The following is a 16,453-nucleotide window of genomic DNA, read 5'->3' as shown; positions in this document are numbered from 1 at the left end:
GGTCAATTCTCCCTGTGGGAGTCTGGCTTGCCAGCGATGCAGACTACGGGGTGCTGCGTCCGACCCCGCACCGCGGGCAAGCCCGCTCCTGCAGACTCAACCCGGTCGACTCTCCCTGTGGGAGTCTGGCTTGCCAGCGATGCAGACTACGGGGTGAAATCAACGTCCCTTAGCCTTGCACTGGGGGGCGCTGGCAGTTTCAGGCGTCGGTCAGTTGCAAGGCGACCCGCCCACGGCATGGGCAATCGTCCATGTAGCGATGGGCCTCTACGAACTCTTCAAAAGGGAACACCCGCACTTCCAGTGGCAACAGCACCCGGTCGGCGGTCAACTGGTTGATCTCGCGCAGCGCCCGTTGCATGGCTTCTTCATCCTGGGCAATGCCCAGCTCCGGCTTGCCGGTGAAGTTACCGATACAGTGAACAAAGAACTGGATGTTCTTCTGGAACGCCGCACAGGCCGGGAACGGGGTGTTGTTGCCGCCCTGCAGGCCATACAGCACCAGACTGCCCCGGGGGGCCAGCACATCACCCAGCACCGACATCTGCGGACCGCCAAGGCCGTCAAGTACAACGTCGACCCCTTTGTTGTCAGTGATCTTGTTGATTTGCATCAGCAAGTCCTGCTCCTCGGTGACTATGACCTTGTCTGCACCCAGGGCCAGCAAACCTTCACGCTCTGCAGCATCCCGGGTCGCCGCAATGACCTTGACCCCCAACGCCTTGCCCAGCTGCACGAACGAAGGCCCTGCGCAGTGGCTGGCATCGGTGATCAGCACGGTCTGGCCGGGCTTGACCCGCGCCAGATCGACATAGGCAAAGTAGGCGATCAGCAAAGGCGTGTAATGCACACTGGCCTCAACCGGGGTAAGGACATCCGGGTAGCGAGTGAGGGCCGAACGCGGCATCACGATCAGCTCGCCATAGGTGGGATAGTCGTTGGCACTCTGTCCGGGAAAGCTGGCGACCTTGTCACCCACCGCCAGATCCTCCACACCGGCACCTAGGGCAGTGACAATACCGGCCATCTCATGGCCGATACCTGCAGGCAAGCGGGCCTGGCTCGGGGCCAGGTTCTGCCGCCAGAGCACGTCATACCAGCTGATACCAATAGCCTGGACACGCACCTGCACTTCCCCGGCCGCAGGCGCAGCGACCTCGTGCTCTTCGCACGTGAGTACCTCGGCCGGGCCAAACTTGTGAAAACGGATCGTGCGCGACATTACAAACCTCGCCTAATTAATCGCTAATGCCACGGACTTTATCCGGGCTTTGTGCGCAAGACTAACAGACAGCATTAATAGTCGACATGCCTGACATTGATCCGCAGGCATTTTGTCCGCTGGCAAACAGCACTGCGGCCAGTAAAAACGCAGAAAGCCAATCTACCGTGTGTCGATTTACGAGTTTTGCCAGTAAGATCCGTTACCTACCTCACCGTTGAACCGCCTGTGAAGCCTGCCAGATGAACCGTAACGACTTGCGTCGCGTCGATCTGAATTTGCTGATCGTCTTCGAAACCCTGATGCATGAGCGCAGTGTGACCCGCGCCGCCGAGAAACTGTTTCTGGGGCAACCGGCAATCAGTGCGGCACTTTCACGCCTGCGCAACCTGTTCGACGACCCTTTGTTTGTGCGCACCGGGCGCAGCATGGAGCCTACGGCCCGAGCGATCGAGATTTTTGCCCTGCTGTCTCCGGCCCTGGATTCAATTTCCACGGCCGTGAGCCGCGCCTCGGAATTCAACCCGGCCACCAGCACCTCGGTATTCCGGATTGGCCTGTCGGATGATGTGGAATTTGCGCTGCTGCCCATGCTGCTCAAGCGCTTGCGGGCAGAAGCGCCGGGGATCGTGCTGGTGGTGCGCCGGGTCAACTACATCCTGATGCCGCCGCTGCTGGCCTCCGGTGAAATTTCCGTGGGTGTCAGCTATACCAGCGACCTGCCGGCCAATGCCAAGCGCAAGGTATTGCGCCGCAGCAAGCCCAAACTGTTGCGCGCCGACACAGTGCCCGGCCCGTTAAGCCTGGATGACTTCTGTGCCCGGCCCCATGCCCTGGTTTCATTTGCCGGCGACCTCAGCGGCTTTATGGACACCGAGCTGGAAAAAATGGGCCGCAAGCGCCACGTCGTGCTGGCCGTACCGCAGTTCAACGGCCTGAGTACCCTGCTCGCCGGCACCGACATCATCGCCACCGTGCCGGATTACACCGCCGAAGCCCTGACCGCCGCCGGCGGCGTTCGCGCCGAAGACCCGCCGCTGGACACCCCGGCCTTTGAACTGCACATGGCATGGCGCGGCGCCCAGGACAACGACCCCGGGGAGCGCTGGTTGCGCTCGCGAATTCAGATGTTCTTTGGCGACCCTGAGAGTCTGTAGGTGTCGTCGGACAGGCTGTTATCTGATCATTTCTGCCTTTCCACCAACCATGGAGCTCCATTCACTTCCAGTTGTTGGGTCGGCCTCTTCAATTGCTTGATAACCGACCCGACCGGCGTTGTTAATCAAGATATCGGTTTGCTCTTGGGTGCTGCCTCAGCCTGACAATGTATATGCACATTGTTTAATACTAACGGCGACGCAAGTTGATACATGCGGCCTATCAAGCTGATGTTCAATCCAAATGATCCCCTGACGATTATTTATCCCAAGGCCCATACGCAAACGTGCCCACGGCATTCAGGCCTGCTCGACAGCGCTTGCACGTTTTTGGATCAAACCTACAACTTGGCGATGTTTATGCCTTAGTCGAGCGCCTGTTTACCGCTACCATTGCCGCACCCAGCCCACAGATCAGTTCAATGAAGGAACAGAAGAAATGATCGAAACCCGCCTGCTACGCCAATTCATCGCCGTGGCTGAAGAGCTGAATTTCAACAAGGCGGCCATTCGCCTGCATATGGCCCAGCCCCCGTTGAGCCAGGCCATCAACCGGCTGGAAGACAAACTGGGGTTCAGTCTGTTCACGCGCAATAAACGCGGGGTCAAGCTGACCCCGGCTGGCGATGCATTCCTGAACACTGCCTACAGCACGTTGAAGGAGCTGGAACTGGGCATCGAACACGCCCGCCAGGTGTCCCAGGGCATTGCCGGCAAACTCACGGTGACTGCGTTGTCGATCGCCTACTACGAGTCACTGCTCAGTACCTTGCGCCAGTTCCGCGAGTCCTACCCCAAAGTCCAGTTGATCATCAAGGAGATGCCTTCTTCCAGCCAGGCCAGGGCCATTGTGTCGGGAGAAGCGGATATTGCCTTCATGCGCAAGTTGCCGATCTCGGCGCAAAACGTCGAGTCGCGCCTGCTGCTGGACGAAGAGATCGTGATGGCGATGCCCGCCGATCACCCGAAGGCGAAGGAAGGTCGGATCGACTTGAGGGATTTCGCCGGGGAAGACTTCGTATTCACCCCCCAAGCCCTGGGCATCGGCTACCACAGTCAGTTGATCGCCTTGTGTGAAGCCGCCGGTTTTTACCCCAGGGTGGTGCAGGAGGCTGCGCAGATCCAGACCTTGATCGGCTTGGTGGCCTGCGGTTTCGGCGTTGCCCTGGTGCCTGAGTCGATTGCCGGCTCAATCATGCGCGACAAGGTCCTGTTCCGCCGGATCAACTCCGTGACCGCCTCCCCCAACCCGGCCATCGGCCTGTATATGAGCTGGAACACCGACAACCAATCACCGTTGATGGACAGCTTCATTTCCATGCTCGACTTCAACGCCGGTCCCCGGGTCGAGGGGATGCTGGCCGCCCGGGTCAGTTAGAGTGCCAGCAGGCTGTTCAAGCTCGCGACGCCAGTGCGCGGGATCAATAACCTGGCGGCCCGGCCGTCATCAACGGTGCAGATAATGGTTATGAACCGAGATTCACTTGCCCCCCGTTAAAAAGCTCCAGCAAACATTGGCGAGCCGACCGATAAAGCAAATTACTTTCACGTCTATTGGCAAGCGCCTGCAGCTGTCAGCGAGAAAAACCGATACTTGAGTAATCGACCTGTTATTCAGGATCGTGCCGCCCCGTGATACGCCAACCCGCCGAACATCACAACTAAACCAGCCATTCACCGCGGATCAATACTCGCGCCATCAAAAAGCAACCAAGCCCCGCCAATAGTATTAAACAGAGACTTTTAAAGTATTTCTCATCTCACTCTTGGCGCCGCACTATCCCCTCCACCTTTGCATTAACGGGTTGCGCCCCTCCCCCACAACCGAGTCTTTATGCCAGCCGTCATCTACATTTTTTCGCTCTGTACTTTTACCTTCGGCCTGTCCGAATTCGTTGTTGCCGGCCTGGTGTCGGCGATCTCGATGGACTTGCATGAGTCCATCTCCCAAGTTGGCTCAGCCATCGCCGCCTATGCCTTGGGCGCAGCCATCGGCGCCCCGATCATCACGGCCCTGTTGGCCAACTGGCGCGACAAAACCGTCTTGTTGCTGACCCTCGGCGTGCTTGCCGCCGGCAGCGTGGCCATCAGTCTGGCGCCCGATGTACTGACCTTGCATGGCGTGCGTTTCATCATCGGCCTCGCGCATGGGGTATTCATGGCCGTGGCCTCCAACGCGGCGGTCAAACTGGTCGACCCGGTGCGCGCAGGGCGAGCGCTATCGCTGGTATGGATGGGCCTGACCCTTTCAATCGCCTTTGGCGTGCCTCTGGGCACCTTCTTCGGCAGCTACTGGTCATGGCGCATGGTGTTCCTGGCCATCGGCGGCCTGGGCCTGATCAGCACCCTGGGCCTGGTGCTGCTGATGCGCCAGCAACCCCGTTGCGCAAGTCCCCGCACCACAGACCTGAAACAAAGCCTCGCGGCCCTGTTGCACCCTGAACTGTTGGGGGCTGCCACGATCGCGATGCTGGTGAGCGTGGCGACTTTTTCATTCTTTACCTTCGTATCGCCGTTCCTGCTGGACATCACCCGTGTCCCGCCGCAGGTTCTGAGCCTGGCGATGCTGGTGTTCGGTATCTGCTCCATTCTCGGCAATTTGCTGGGGGGCTATCTCGTGGATGCCTTCGACGCCGATCGATGTTTGCTCGGCGGGTTGACGGCATTGATGCTTAATCTGTCGGGGTTGTACCTCTGGGGCGATTCAATGATCGCCACGTTAACGCTGGTGGGGCTATTGGGAGTGGTGTTCTTTGCCATAGTGACCATGTCGACCCTGCGCATGCTGCGCCTGGCACACCACTACACTCCGCAGTCCAGTGCAGTGGCTTCAGGGCTTAATATTGCGTCGTTCAACCTCGGAACGGCGTTGGGAGGCATAGGTGCAGGCTGGGTGATTACCCATTTCGGGCTCGCCTATATCCCCATTGCGGGCGCCGCTGCAGCAGGTGTGGCCATTGGCACACTTGCCCTGCAAATGAAAAGCAGGCCTCCCACTGCCGATGGACACACGGATCGATGCCCCTAGGGTCTGTACGAAATGTTTTCGAGCGAAGGTCAGGCAAGGCGAAAACAGGCGGCAAGCGGAGTTCACGGGTTGTGAATGAGCATCCCGAGCCTGTTTTCAATGCCGCATAACCGAGCGTAGATACGACAGCATTTGACACCCCCTGCGCCCCTCCTTAAAGCCGCGTGCACTCAACCGGGTGCTGGCGCAGGGACTTTAGACCGGGCATGCCGAATCAAAAATGGTACCGGCAGTACCACCAGGCTCAACACGCCCATTAACCAGTACACATCCAGGTAACTCATCATCCGTGCCTGGGCGTAAACCACTTTCTCGACGCTGGCCAATGTGTGACCCAGCAAGTCGGTGCTGACCGTCACATGTTCCGAAAGGCGTCCAAAATGTTGCCAGCGTGGTCGCAGTGACAAGCCTGTCGAAAAACAAGGTGGACTACACCGGCTCGTTTTTCCCCAACGGCTATTTCAACGAACTCAATGCCGACTACGAGGCTGCAGGCCTGGCGGGTTACCAGAACCGCGTCAACAACCCCTACAGCAGCACGTTCAAACAGGCCTCCCAGGAAATTCGCTACGTGTCGGTTCCGGATGCGCCGATCAAATGGCTGGCCGGGGCCTATGGCGAATACAGCGACAGCCAGCGCGCGTACACCGCAACCAGCACCTTTGACCCCGCGATGGGCATTGGCGACGGTGTGACCCAGACCTCCCGCGGGCAGACCAAAACCACCTCGTTTGCAGTGTTCAGCGATGCCTCGTTTGCGGCCACCGACAAACTGGAAATCTTTGGTGGACTGCGTATTGGCCATGACAAAAAGAAATTCAACTACGACTTCAGCGTCGACAACCCGGCCTGGACAGCACTGGGCATGGATGCCGGATTTGTCACTGCCCAGCGTGAGACCTTATCCACCACTTACGCGGTACCGCGCATCGGTGTGCGCTATCAATTGACCGATGACACGCAGACTTACGCGAGCGTTAGCCGGGGCTTCAAGTCCGGCGGGTTCAACATCGGGTTCGTGCAAAAAGGCGATGAGCGCCCGTACAAAAACGAGAGCCTGGTGAGCTATCAAATCGGCCTCAAAAGCGAGCTGATCAAAAATGTCCTGAGCCTGGACACCGCGCTGTTCTACATCGACCGCAAAAACCAGCAGGTGCAAACCTACAACGCCCTGACCCAGACCACCCCGGTGGCCAACGCCCCGAAAAGCCGTTCTTTGGGCGGGGAAGTGACCCTCAAGGCGCAGCTCGACGAACACTGTAGCGGCTACGCAGGCCTGGGCTACACCGACGCGACCTACGTCAAATTCGAAAACGCTCCGGCCACCGGCACCACAGGCGTGGTAGATGCCAGCGGCAAGCAGCAGCAATTTGTGTCCAGGTACACCGGCAAACTGGGGGCTGCATACGCCTGGGACATAGGCGCGTACAACCTCAAGGGCCGCGGCGACTTGGGTTACCAATACCGTTCGAGCTTCTACTTCGACCAGTCCAATACCCAGAAACAGGGTGGTTATGGCTTGGTCAACGCGCGTTTAAGCGTGGGCAACAACGAGTATGAAGGCTACGTGTGGGGTGAAAACCTTAGCAACGAACGGTATCGCACCTCGGCCGCTGACTTTGGCTACGGGCGACTGGTAACTGTGGGCAACCCACGTACGTTCGGGGTGGGCGTCAGTAAAACGTTCTGAGTTGAACCGGTAAACGCCCTGCCCGCGCCGCTTAAGGCTTTGATGCCATGACATCGCATGTGGGGCGTTGCTCGTTCAGGGCCGGTGTTCCGGTTCCTTGCACTAAGAGAAGCCGGCCCAACGATAGCTCGCCATGCAATCAGAGGGCCCGGTTACCCCGCACCGACTTCGGCGTGTGCCCGAAGTACCGGGTATACGCCGCCGTCAGGTTGTTCGGGTGCTGGTAACCGATCTTGTATGCCACCTCGGAAACCCTGTAACCGGCGGCCAGCATCTCCCGTGCACGGGTCATCCGCAGCTCCAGCAGATAACGCCCCGGACTGACACCGTGGACCTGGCGGAAGTACTCCTTGAGCCGGTACTCACTGACGCCCATCGCCGTACACAGGAAGCCGTTGTTCAACGGCTGGTCGAGATTGGACTTCATGAACAGGTCTATTCGGTCCAGGGTGTCCAGGTCCCGGGCCGTCAACCTGGCCTGGCGCGCCGGTGCGACTTCGAGGGCCTGGAGTTGTTCAGAGAGCAGGCTCAACACGTGAATGCGCTGGGTCAGGCCGTCCTGCCGTTGGATGCCCGGGCTTTTCAGACGACGCAGGTGCTCGCTGGGGTTGATGTCATAACACGCAAGTCGGCGAAAACTTTCATGCTGGCCCAAGGCACTGCCGAGCAACCCCTGGCAGCGCTCAGGGCCAATGAAACGCGCCAGGGCCGACTCCGTGACCACCAGGCGTAATTGCTGGATCGGCGCGTCGGCGGCATACACCCGCTGGCCCTTGCCCTCGCGAAAAACAGAAACCGTCGCCTGGTTCGGCTGGAACTTCAATTCCCGGCCCTTAGGGCAATGAAACGCCGACTGACCGGACAAGGCGAAGGCAATCACCAGCATGCGCTCTGTCCCCTCGTGCTGGCACAGTTCGGCGCAAACTTTATGGGCGGTCATCTGCGACTTGATCACCGCGACCCCCGCTTCACAGTCCAGCCGCTCGACCTGATGGTTGCCCGCCCCGGCAACCCCCTCGAGCCGGGTCCAGGCAGAAGACACCGACAAATCCTGGCTTACCCGGCCCGGGCTCAATAACTCTCGCATATCCATCCCCCTCAAAGCGTGTCTTGTGGTGCCGTGGCAAAGCCGGCACCGCTCTCGTTGCAGCGGATCAGACTACGGCGCCAGGCAGACGGCCAGTCGTATACCGTATCCCATAGATTATTCACCGCCACTCATATTCAATGCTAATCATTCTCATCCGCGATTGCACTAACATCCATTGCTGGCCGGTCATACCCGCCGGCACCACTGCGCCCTGGGTGACCAGGGCGCCCCCCCTGTCAACGCCTGTCGCCCGCTCCGGGAGGCGGGCCTGCGCCTGATCGGGCGCCATAAGGAACTTCTCATGCTGACCCCTGCTCCACGCACCGCATGGTGGCCCCAACAGCTGCTGCTGGGCTGGCTCAACCTGGCGCTCACCGCGCCGCTGATTTATCTGTATATCGGCCTGCCTCTGGTCATGCGCCAGAACGGCTGGAGTGGCACCCAGATCGGCCTGATGCAACTGGCCGGCTTGCCCGCCATGCTCAAGTTCCTTCTGGCTACCCCCGTGGAGCGCTATCGGCTGGGACAGGCCAGCTACCGCAACTGGACACTGCTGCTGATACTTTGCTACGCCGGCACCCTGGGCCTGCTCGCGGCTCATGACCTGAGCACCACAGAGCCAAGCCTGATGTTTCTCCTGGCGATGCTGGTCAGCGTGCTCGGCACATGGGCCGATGTACCGCTGAACGCCTTGGCGATCCAGATCCTCCCGGAGTCGGAACGGGTACGCGCCGGTGCCATCCGCTCGGCAGCCATGTCCCTGGGCGCAATTGTCGGCGGTGGCGTGATGTTGCTGCTGTACACCCGCGCTGGCTGGGCCTGGCCCTTCTACGTACTGGGTCTGGGCTTGCTGTCGGGGGCATTGCTGCTGCCCTGGCTCAAGCCCAAGGCCGGGCAATCGCAGACGCCCTCCCTGAACCGCTCCGCGCCGCTTCCCGTACAGGCTGGCTGGCGTCAATGGCCGGGGTACTTTGCCATTGCCGAACAGCGCATCTGGGCCCTGCTGGTGCTGCTGTATTACCCGTTCCTCGGCGCGGTGTGGCTTTACCTCAAGCCACTGATGCTCGACCAAGGCTTTGCGGCGGATCGTATTGCCCTTATCGTCGGGATAGCCGGCGGCCTGACCGGCGCCATCGCCAGCATGCTGGCCGGGCGCCTGACCCGCCTGATCGGTAGCAGCATCTGCCTGCCGCTATTGGCCCTGGGCAATCTGTTGGCCATTGGTTGCCTGACGCTGGTGGTGACGGTCGGCCTGGGCGACAACGCCATGATCGCAGCCGCCATGCTTGTGGCCCTGGCGATGGGCGCCTCGGCCGGCCTGATGTTTGGCTTGATGATGTACCACACCCGCCCCGGGCTCACGGCCATGGACTATGGCCTGCAATCGAGTCTGTTTGTCGCATCGCGCACCCTGGTACCGATACTCGCCGGAGTACTGCTCGATCGCCTCGGCTACAGCGGCATGCTCGCCTGCCTGCTGGCGGGCCAGATGCTGGTGCTCCTGCTTGCGTGGTATAGCCGCAAGCGGATCTTCAGCCTCAATCACTGCACTCGCCAGCCAGCGCCTGAGCCCGCGTGAACCCGGATGACTGCGCCGCGGCCTGATTGCGCCGCGGCTTGCTCCAGGCGTGTATTGATCCGCTGACTCACGGGCACTTCATAGGGTATGCCTGTTCCTTTGTGTTCAATCGGCCAGGGTGCCGGGTTTGCCGGCACGCAACGAAACACAAAGCTCGAACACCAGGATGGCGATCAAGGCTTGCACCGGCAGGTCCCAGCCGCCGAAGTACTGATGCAGCAGGCCCATGCCCAGCGGGCCGAGCACTGCAATCATGAAACCAAAGCCCTGGGCCATGCCCGACAACTGAGTGGTGACCTGTTGGTCGGGGCTGCGCAGCACAAACAGCAAGGCACTCAGGGCCGGGCCCGCGCCCTGGCCGACTCCCAGTATGAGCATCGCCACCCAGGCCATGGGCAAAGGGGCATACAAAAGGCCCAGGCAACCTGCCAGGCAACAGCCCACAGTGGCTGCAATGTAGCCCCTCTGGTCCTTGACCCGGGCCGCCAGCACCGGCGCGAAGTAGCCGCCCAGTATCAGACCCGCCTGGGACACCGCAAGGTACAGTGCCGCCTGGCCGACGGTGGCACCCCGCTCGATGTAAATGCCCGGCAACCACACCAGCAAGCCGTAGAGGTTCAAGGCCTGCAAGCCGAAGAACAGGGTAATCGACCAGGCCGTACGGTTTTTCAGCACCCGGGGCCGGACTGCGCTCAACGTTGGGGCCGTAGCGGCAACCGGCTGGCCATGGATCAGTTGGGGTGCCCAGAACACCAGAGCGATCAACGCCGGAATCGCCCAGGCACCCAAGGTCAGGTAGGCGGCGTCGACATTGCCCCCCAGGCCCTGATAAATCGGCACGGTCAAGCCGGCGGTCAAGACTGCGCCACCCCCGAGCATCAATGAAAACAGGCCCATGATGTGGCCGATCCGGGTCGGCTGGAACCGCTTGCGCACCAGGGCCGGCACCACCACATTCATTACCGCAATACCGACGCCGGCGAGCAGGGTTCCGGCAAACAGACCACTCACACCAAGGGCTCGCATCCCACAGCCCACGGCCAGCACTGACAAAGCCGCAAATAAGGTGCGCTCTTCACCAAAACGCTGGCGCAGGCGAACCCCCACCAGGGCGAACAGGCTCAGGCAAATGGGCGGCAGAGAAGCGATCAGGGTCGCTTGGGTCGTGCTCAGGCGCAGCTCGCCGAGGATCGGCCCGAGCCCGGCAAAAGCGATCCGCAAGTTCAGTGTCACCACAATAAAGCCTGCCAACAGCCACAGTTCGCCGCGCGCCAAAGCGCCCTGCCCGGGCCCGGTGGCGGCGGATTGTTCAATGCTCATAAGAAACTCCAGACAATAGAAAACCCGGCGCATGGCAGAGCCATACGCGGGTGGACAGCAAGAAATGAAGATCAGGCCACAGGACTGGCCATCGGACACAAGAGCGGCAGGCCGGGGATCATTGCTCGCCTTTGCGTGCCAGCCACACGGTCAACGGGGCCATGGGGAAATCGCATTCACCGCCAAGCTCTACGCTGGCGAACCCCGCCTGCACCAGCAGCCCGGCCAATTCCCCGGCACGCGGGACAAAACGTCCGGCCATCAGCATTGACAGGTAATACGGCATGACCCGCACATTCATTCCAGGTTGCCCGGAGCGTTCGGCGTGGGCGCTGATAAACAGCCCGCCCGGGCGCAATGCGTCATGCACGCGGCGCAGCAGGTCGAGGCAATCAGGCACGAAATGCAACACCGAGGAACACCAGATCACGTCATAGCCTTCGCCAAATGTGTCCTGGCTCAGGTCGCCGCCAAGAATCGCGATGCGCTCCTGCAAGCCGGCATCGGCCGCCAGTTGCCCGGCCACCGCAGCAGTGGGTGGCCAGTCGAAGACTGTCGCGTGCAGGCCGGGGTATTGCCGCACGAGGGCCTGGGCCACCAGACCCGGCCCGCCACCGAGGTCGAGCACCCGCTCGGCGCGCTGCACCCCGGGCAGTATCTGCAGCAATGCAAGCACGGCCGGCACACTGATGGCCCGTTGCTCCTGAGCAATGTGGCTGGCCGCTGCCGCGGCCCAGTCCTGCCCACTGCCCGCAGGTTTTGCTGGCGCCATAGCAGGTTCGCCAACCACCCGCTGACGCAGGCTGGCACCTGACTGACGCAAGGCCTTGACCCGGAAATGCCAGGCGTCGACACAACCGTTTGGCCCGGGCAACCAGTAGCGCCGTGAGATTTCGCTCAAGCCATAGCGGCTGCCGTGCGGCCCGTCTATGCGCTGCAACAGCGCCATGCTCCAGAGTAATTCGAGCCAGTGGCCTGTGTTGTCCGGCGCCAGTTGCAGGCGTGCGGCCAGGGTTGGCACGTCGAGCGGCTGCTTCAGGGCACTGAACAGATCCAGTTCCAGCGCCAGGGTCAGGGCTTCGGCCTGAACCGCTGCGCCGGCCAGTTGCCAATAGGCTTGCAGCGGGTGGCTGTGATTGAAATCAATGATATTCACGCTCTGTACTCCCTTATTTACAAGTCGAACGTCAGACGCAATCCCAACTCCCGAGGGGGGCTGTAGACGTCCACGAAACCATTCTGGTAGCCCACTGCGTCGTAGCGTTTGTTGGCCAGGTTGTTGACGTAAGCACTGATTTCGAAGCGCTCGAAACTGCGCCCGACATCCAGGTCCACCAGGCCGTAACCAGCCCGGCTGTTGCTGTTGGCCGCGTCCAGGTAGGTGCGGCTGACGGCGCTCAGATTGAGCTGGGTGTACCAGCGGTTTTCGGCGTCGTAGCGCAGCCCCAGGTTGCCGGTCAGGTCCGGGGCGAACGGGTTGTGATTGCCGGAGTAGTCATTGGCACCGTCGGCGAAACTGTCGAAACGGGTACGGTTGGCCGCCAGTGCGCCCTGGATCTTCCAGCCGTCACCCAGCAGGTAGTCCGTCTGCAATTCCAGGCCACTGGAACGCGCAGACGCAGCATTGGCGATGTACACCACTCCCGGGGTGAGCATCTGCTGCACCTGCATGTCGTCGATACTCATGGTGTACAGGGCCACCGAGTACAGCAGGCGGCGGTCGAGGGCGCCGCCCTTGAGCCCGATCTCCCAGGAGCGGACTTTTTCCGGGGCATAGGCCGGATAGTTGGCGGCCGGGCTGAAGGTATTGAAGCTGCCGGCGCGGAAGCCGTCAGCGACGCTGGCATAGAGGAAGGCGTCATCCATCCATTCGTATTGCAGCGCAACCTTGGGCGAGAAACGCTTCCATGAGGCATCGCGCGAATCGCCGCCTTGCGGGGTGAAGCGTACAAAGTCGCGTTCGGCGCGTCCGCCCAGGGTCAGGGTCCAGCGTTCGGCCAGCGGGATCATCCAGTGGCTGAACAGTGCCGCGCTGTGCCCTTGCAGTTTGGCGCTGTAGGGCAACAGGTGCATCGGGGTCTTTTGCTCGCCGCCCAGGTCGTGGCGGTCGCGGTCAAAATACATCCCGGTGACCCATTGACTGTCGCCCAGCGTGCCCTCCAGGGTGAACTGTTGGGACAGGGTATTGAAGTGGTTGTCGCGGCCGATATGCAGCGCGTCGGCAGGCCGGAAATCAGTGTCCTGCAAGACCCGGTCATAAAAGTCGCTGTTGCCGGTTACCGAGCGAAACTTTAAACCCGAAGCCAGTTCGGTGCTCAGGTCCAGGGACACGCTGCGTGCACTCGAATGATCCCAGCCCCGCACGCCGGAACTGACCCGCGTGCGACGGGTGCCGGATGCGCCCCACTGGGCTGCACCATCGTCATAGTCCTGACGCGAGTAGCGCAGGATGGCCTCGCTCGTGTCGTCCGGCGTCCAGCGCAATGCCATGCGCTCGCCGTGTTTTTTGCGGTCGTCGGCCTGGCCGCCATGGTAGAGGTCGTCAATGAAGCCATCCTGTTCGCTCCAGTTGCCGGTGACCCCGAGGAACAACCGGTCCTCTACCAGCGGCCCGCTGAGGTCGGCGCGGGCCACGCGCCTGTCACGGCTGCCCAGTTCGGTGGACAGGCGCGCGCGCGGGGTATTGTCCGGGGCGCGGGTATAGATATTCACTACCCCGGCTTCAGCGTTGCGCCCATACAGGGCCGACTGCGGCCCGCGCAGCACCTCGACCCGCTCGATGCCCAGCATATCGTGATCAAAACCCTGGGCCATAAAGGTCGGGACCCCGTCGACCATCATCAGTGCCGAGGAGGAATAAGAGGCAAAGTTGGAACTGATACCGCGCACCACCGGCGGCTGGATCGCCGACTGGCCGAAGGGCTGGAAGCCGAAGCCCGGAACCCGCCGCAACAAGGCCGGCAGGTCCTGTACATGCTCGCGCTCCAGGGTCTGGCCGTCGAACACACTCATCGCCGCCGGTACCGATTCTGCACTCTGGGACAAGGTATTGGCGGTCACCGTGATCGCTGGCAGCTCTTCCAGCGCTTCGGCCGGCGAAGCAGCGGCAACCAGCAAGGCGGCCCATAGCGATGTGCTTTTTCCCCAGGCGCAACGACTGGCCCCAGGCAGATTGACATTCATTTGATGCGCTCCCAGACATGCTCATTGGTTCAATGGCAGAAAGGTTATCAGCGACAAAGAATGATAATCATTGTTGTTTGTATGCCATCCAACGAATTACATCTGGATTCCGGCGCGCACTATTTTGTATGACGCAATCACCTGGGGGTGCACCCGTAATACTTTTCAAAAGCGCTACTGCAGCTCGAAAAGTGTTGAAACCGCCACCGTAGACACATAGATGCCTGACTCCAGAAGCTCACGGGCCTTTGCCATGCAGATATCCGTATTGCTTGATTGTCCCGACAGCGCAATTGCTACCGTCAGGGCACGCCCGTGCGGGCTACCTCAAGAGCCTGGTGCTGGTGGAACTGCAAGCGTGATGGACATCTCGCCCGGGCGTAACCTCAAGGTGTGAACCTGCAGCGCCGCATCTGGCACAGATCTCGCTCCGACCGGGTGTTACTGGACATCATCCGTTCCCCAGAAGCCCTCTGCACTTTCAGCAAACATACATTGCGGCTGACACGCTTCAGATGCTCCCCAATGTTATAAAACTTCAACTATAAATATTGACTGACCGCCGGTCAGTGAAATTATAGTACCCGTTCTTTCTTCATCAGGACTGTCCAATGTCATCTTCCAAACGCTATGCCCTGCTGCTCGCTGCAAGCCTGGGTACCTTTCTGGCATCGCTGGATATCAGCATCGTCAACGTGGCATTACCTTCTATTCAACAGGCTCTGGGTACCGACATGGCAGGCTTGCAGTGGGTGGTCAGTGCCTACGCCATCTGCCTGTCGGCGTTTATATTATGTGCCGGCCCTCTTGGCGACCGATTCGGACACAAACGCACCTGGTTGAGCAGTATCGTGCTGTTCAGCGCCGCCTCGCTGATATGCGCCCTGGCCACCAGCCTGACATTTTTACTGATCGGCAGAGCCATTCAGGGTATTGCCGGCGCGGTGCTGATCCCGGGCGCTTTACCACTCATAACCCATGCATTCAGTGTCCCTAAAGAGCGTGCGCACGCCATCGGCTGCTGGTCAGCTTGCAGTGCGCTGGCACTGGTACTCGGCCCCCTGCTGGGTGGACTGATGATTCATGCATTCGGCTGGCCAAGTATTTTCTTGATCAACCTGCCCATCGGGCTGCTGGCACTGGCACTCGGTAGCTGGGGGATCAGTGAGCGCAAACATCCCGAACAGGCCGCTTTGGACCCGTGGGGCCAACTGCTCAGTGTTTGCGGACTTGGCAGCCTGGGTTACGGCCTGATACGAGCGGGCGAGCACGGTTTTAGCGAACTCGCGGTGCAGTTTGCTTGTGCCATCGGCCTGGGATTACTGGCGGTTTTCATCTGGGTTGAGCATCGAACCGCCCGACCATTACTGCCACTGGGACTGTTTAAAAACCGACACTTTGCAGCGGCCAACCTGGCTTCGTTCGTGCTCGGATTTTCGTGTTACAGCAGCCTGTTTTTCTTCTCGCTCTATTTGCAACAAGTACAAGGCTGGTCGGCATCGCAGACCGGATTACGCATGATGCCAACCTTCGTCTGCATGGCCCTTGTATCTCTGGTCTGCGCAAGGATGCAACGCTTGCTGGGGCCTTCACGCATGCTGCTCGGCAGTTACGTGCTGATCGCGATAGCCATGGCCAGCATGGCGTTATTCACCCAAAACACGCCCTACCCGATCATCTTTCTGCTGTTTTCCCTGCTCGGTATTGGCATGGGCGCAGCAATACCCGCGACCGGGCTGGCGGTAATGACCAGCGTAACCACGCCTCAGGCAGCCGTAGCCTCAGCGACGATGAACGCCCTGCGCCAAACCGGCATGAGCCTGGGCATTGCACTACTGGGTTCGTTGATGAGCTTGCAGGCAACCCGGCACTTACACAGCGCCTTGCTTGCGCAAGGCATACCGGATGCAGCCAGGTTGGCGCATGCCGCGATTCAACAACACAGCCTGCCCGCGCAGGCGACTTGGACCTTGGACTATGCCCGCGCTCTGGCTTCAGGTTTCAACCTGGCCATGCTCAGTGCCGGGTGTTGCAGCCTGTTGGCTGCGCTGGTGCTGGCCATGCAGAAAAGTCGAAACCAGCTCGCTCCAACGCATGCAGTGTGATGTGTAGCGAACCTCACAGGCCAATCGATAATTATTCTCATATCGATTGACCGACGGTCAGTCGAATATTACTATGCGC

Annotated in this window: 12 protein-coding genes; 6 read left to right on the top strand and 6 right to left on the bottom strand. The window is 60.5% G+C overall.

Translation table 11 applies throughout. The features are described 5' to 3' along the window. Nucleotides 1–199: 199 nt before the first annotated feature. Nucleotides 200–1,222 (bottom strand): zinc-dependent alcohol dehydrogenase family protein, encoded by a 1,023-nt coding sequence (locus FEZ21_RS14310; protein ID WP_160627558.1) that lies wholly within the window; start codon nucleotides 1,220–1,222, stop codon nucleotides 200–202. Between the two features lie 242 nt (nucleotides 1,223–1,464). Here FEZ21_RS14310 and FEZ21_RS14305 point away from each other — a divergent pair, with 242 nt between their 5' ends. The 3 genes from FEZ21_RS14305 to FEZ21_RS14295 all read left to right on the top strand — a co-directional run bounded on the left by FEZ21_RS14305 (nucleotide 1,465) and on the right by FEZ21_RS14295 (nucleotide 5,407). After that, nucleotides 1,465–2,379, top strand: coding sequence for a LysR family transcriptional regulator (locus FEZ21_RS14305; RefSeq protein ID WP_003445313.1), 915 nt, complete (start codon nucleotides 1,465–1,467; stop codon nucleotides 2,377–2,379). A gap of 439 nt (nucleotides 2,380–2,818) precedes the next feature. Continuing rightward, entirely contained in the window at nucleotides 2,819–3,757 is a 939-nt protein-coding gene (locus FEZ21_RS14300) for a LysR family transcriptional regulator (protein ID WP_160627555.1), read from the top strand. 456 nt (nucleotides 3,758–4,213) lie between these two features. Further along, nucleotides 4,214–5,407, top strand: coding sequence for an MFS transporter (locus FEZ21_RS14295; protein ID WP_160627553.1), 1,194 nt, complete (start codon nucleotides 4,214–4,216; stop codon nucleotides 5,405–5,407). Between the two features lie 170 nt (nucleotides 5,408–5,577). Here the strand turns inward: FEZ21_RS14295 and FEZ21_RS14290 are convergent, their stop codons facing one another. Continuing rightward, the gene (locus FEZ21_RS14290) at nucleotides 5,578–5,766 is read right to left on the bottom strand and encodes a hypothetical protein (RefSeq protein ID WP_003445304.1); all 189 of its coding nucleotides are present in this window, start codon (nucleotides 5,764–5,766) and stop codon (nucleotides 5,578–5,580) included. Between the two features lie 32 nt (nucleotides 5,767–5,798). On the opposite strand from FEZ21_RS14290, the gene FEZ21_RS14285 reads away from it, so the two are divergent. After that, nucleotides 5,799–7,097 (top strand): TonB-dependent receptor, encoded by a 1,299-nt coding sequence (locus FEZ21_RS14285; RefSeq protein WP_160627551.1) that lies wholly within the window; start codon nucleotides 5,799–5,801, stop codon nucleotides 7,095–7,097. A gap of 139 nt (nucleotides 7,098–7,236) precedes the next feature. Here FEZ21_RS14285 and FEZ21_RS14280 read toward each other — a convergent pair whose 3' ends face one another. Then, nucleotides 7,237–8,184: an AraC family transcriptional regulator gene (locus FEZ21_RS14280; RefSeq protein ID WP_037001761.1), complete on the bottom strand. Its 948-nt coding sequence runs from the start codon at nucleotides 8,182–8,184 to the stop codon at nucleotides 7,237–7,239. A gap of 304 nt (nucleotides 8,185–8,488) precedes the next feature. On the opposite strand from FEZ21_RS14280, the gene FEZ21_RS14275 reads away from it, so the two are divergent. After that, the gene (locus FEZ21_RS14275) at nucleotides 8,489–9,766 is read left to right on the top strand and encodes an MFS transporter (RefSeq protein ID WP_003445295.1); all 1,278 of its coding nucleotides are present in this window, start codon (nucleotides 8,489–8,491) and stop codon (nucleotides 9,764–9,766) included. A gap of 105 nt (nucleotides 9,767–9,871) precedes the next feature. Here the strand turns inward: FEZ21_RS14275 and FEZ21_RS14270 are convergent, their stop codons facing one another. The 3 genes from FEZ21_RS14270 to FEZ21_RS14260 form a co-directional block, all read right to left on the bottom strand. Next, on the bottom strand, nucleotides 9,872–11,086 hold the full coding sequence (locus FEZ21_RS14270) for an MFS transporter (RefSeq protein ID WP_010656579.1): 1,215 nt from the start codon (nucleotides 11,084–11,086) through the stop codon (nucleotides 9,872–9,874). Between the two features lie 118 nt (nucleotides 11,087–11,204). Beyond that, entirely contained in the window at nucleotides 11,205–12,242 is a 1,038-nt protein-coding gene (locus tag FEZ21_RS14265; protein WP_003445288.1) for a methyltransferase, read from the bottom strand. 17 nt (nucleotides 12,243–12,259) lie between these two features. After that, entirely contained in the window at nucleotides 12,260–14,269 is a 2,010-nt protein-coding gene (locus tag FEZ21_RS14260; protein WP_160627549.1) for a TonB-dependent receptor, read from the bottom strand. Between the two features lie 611 nt (nucleotides 14,270–14,880). Here FEZ21_RS14260 and FEZ21_RS14255 point away from each other — a divergent pair. After that, a complete protein-coding gene (locus FEZ21_RS14255; protein WP_003445284.1) occupies nucleotides 14,881–16,374 on the top strand; it encodes an MFS transporter in 1,494 nt (497 codons plus the stop codon). Nucleotides 16,375–16,453: the final 79 nt, after the last annotated feature.

It is taken from the genome of Pseudomonas sp. 9.1(2019) (assembly GCF_009910445.1).
GTDB classification, from domain to species: domain Bacteria; phylum Pseudomonadota; class Gammaproteobacteria; order Pseudomonadales; family Pseudomonadaceae; genus Aquipseudomonas; species Aquipseudomonas paraversuta.
This window is presented reverse-complemented; position numbering and strand designations above follow the sequence as displayed.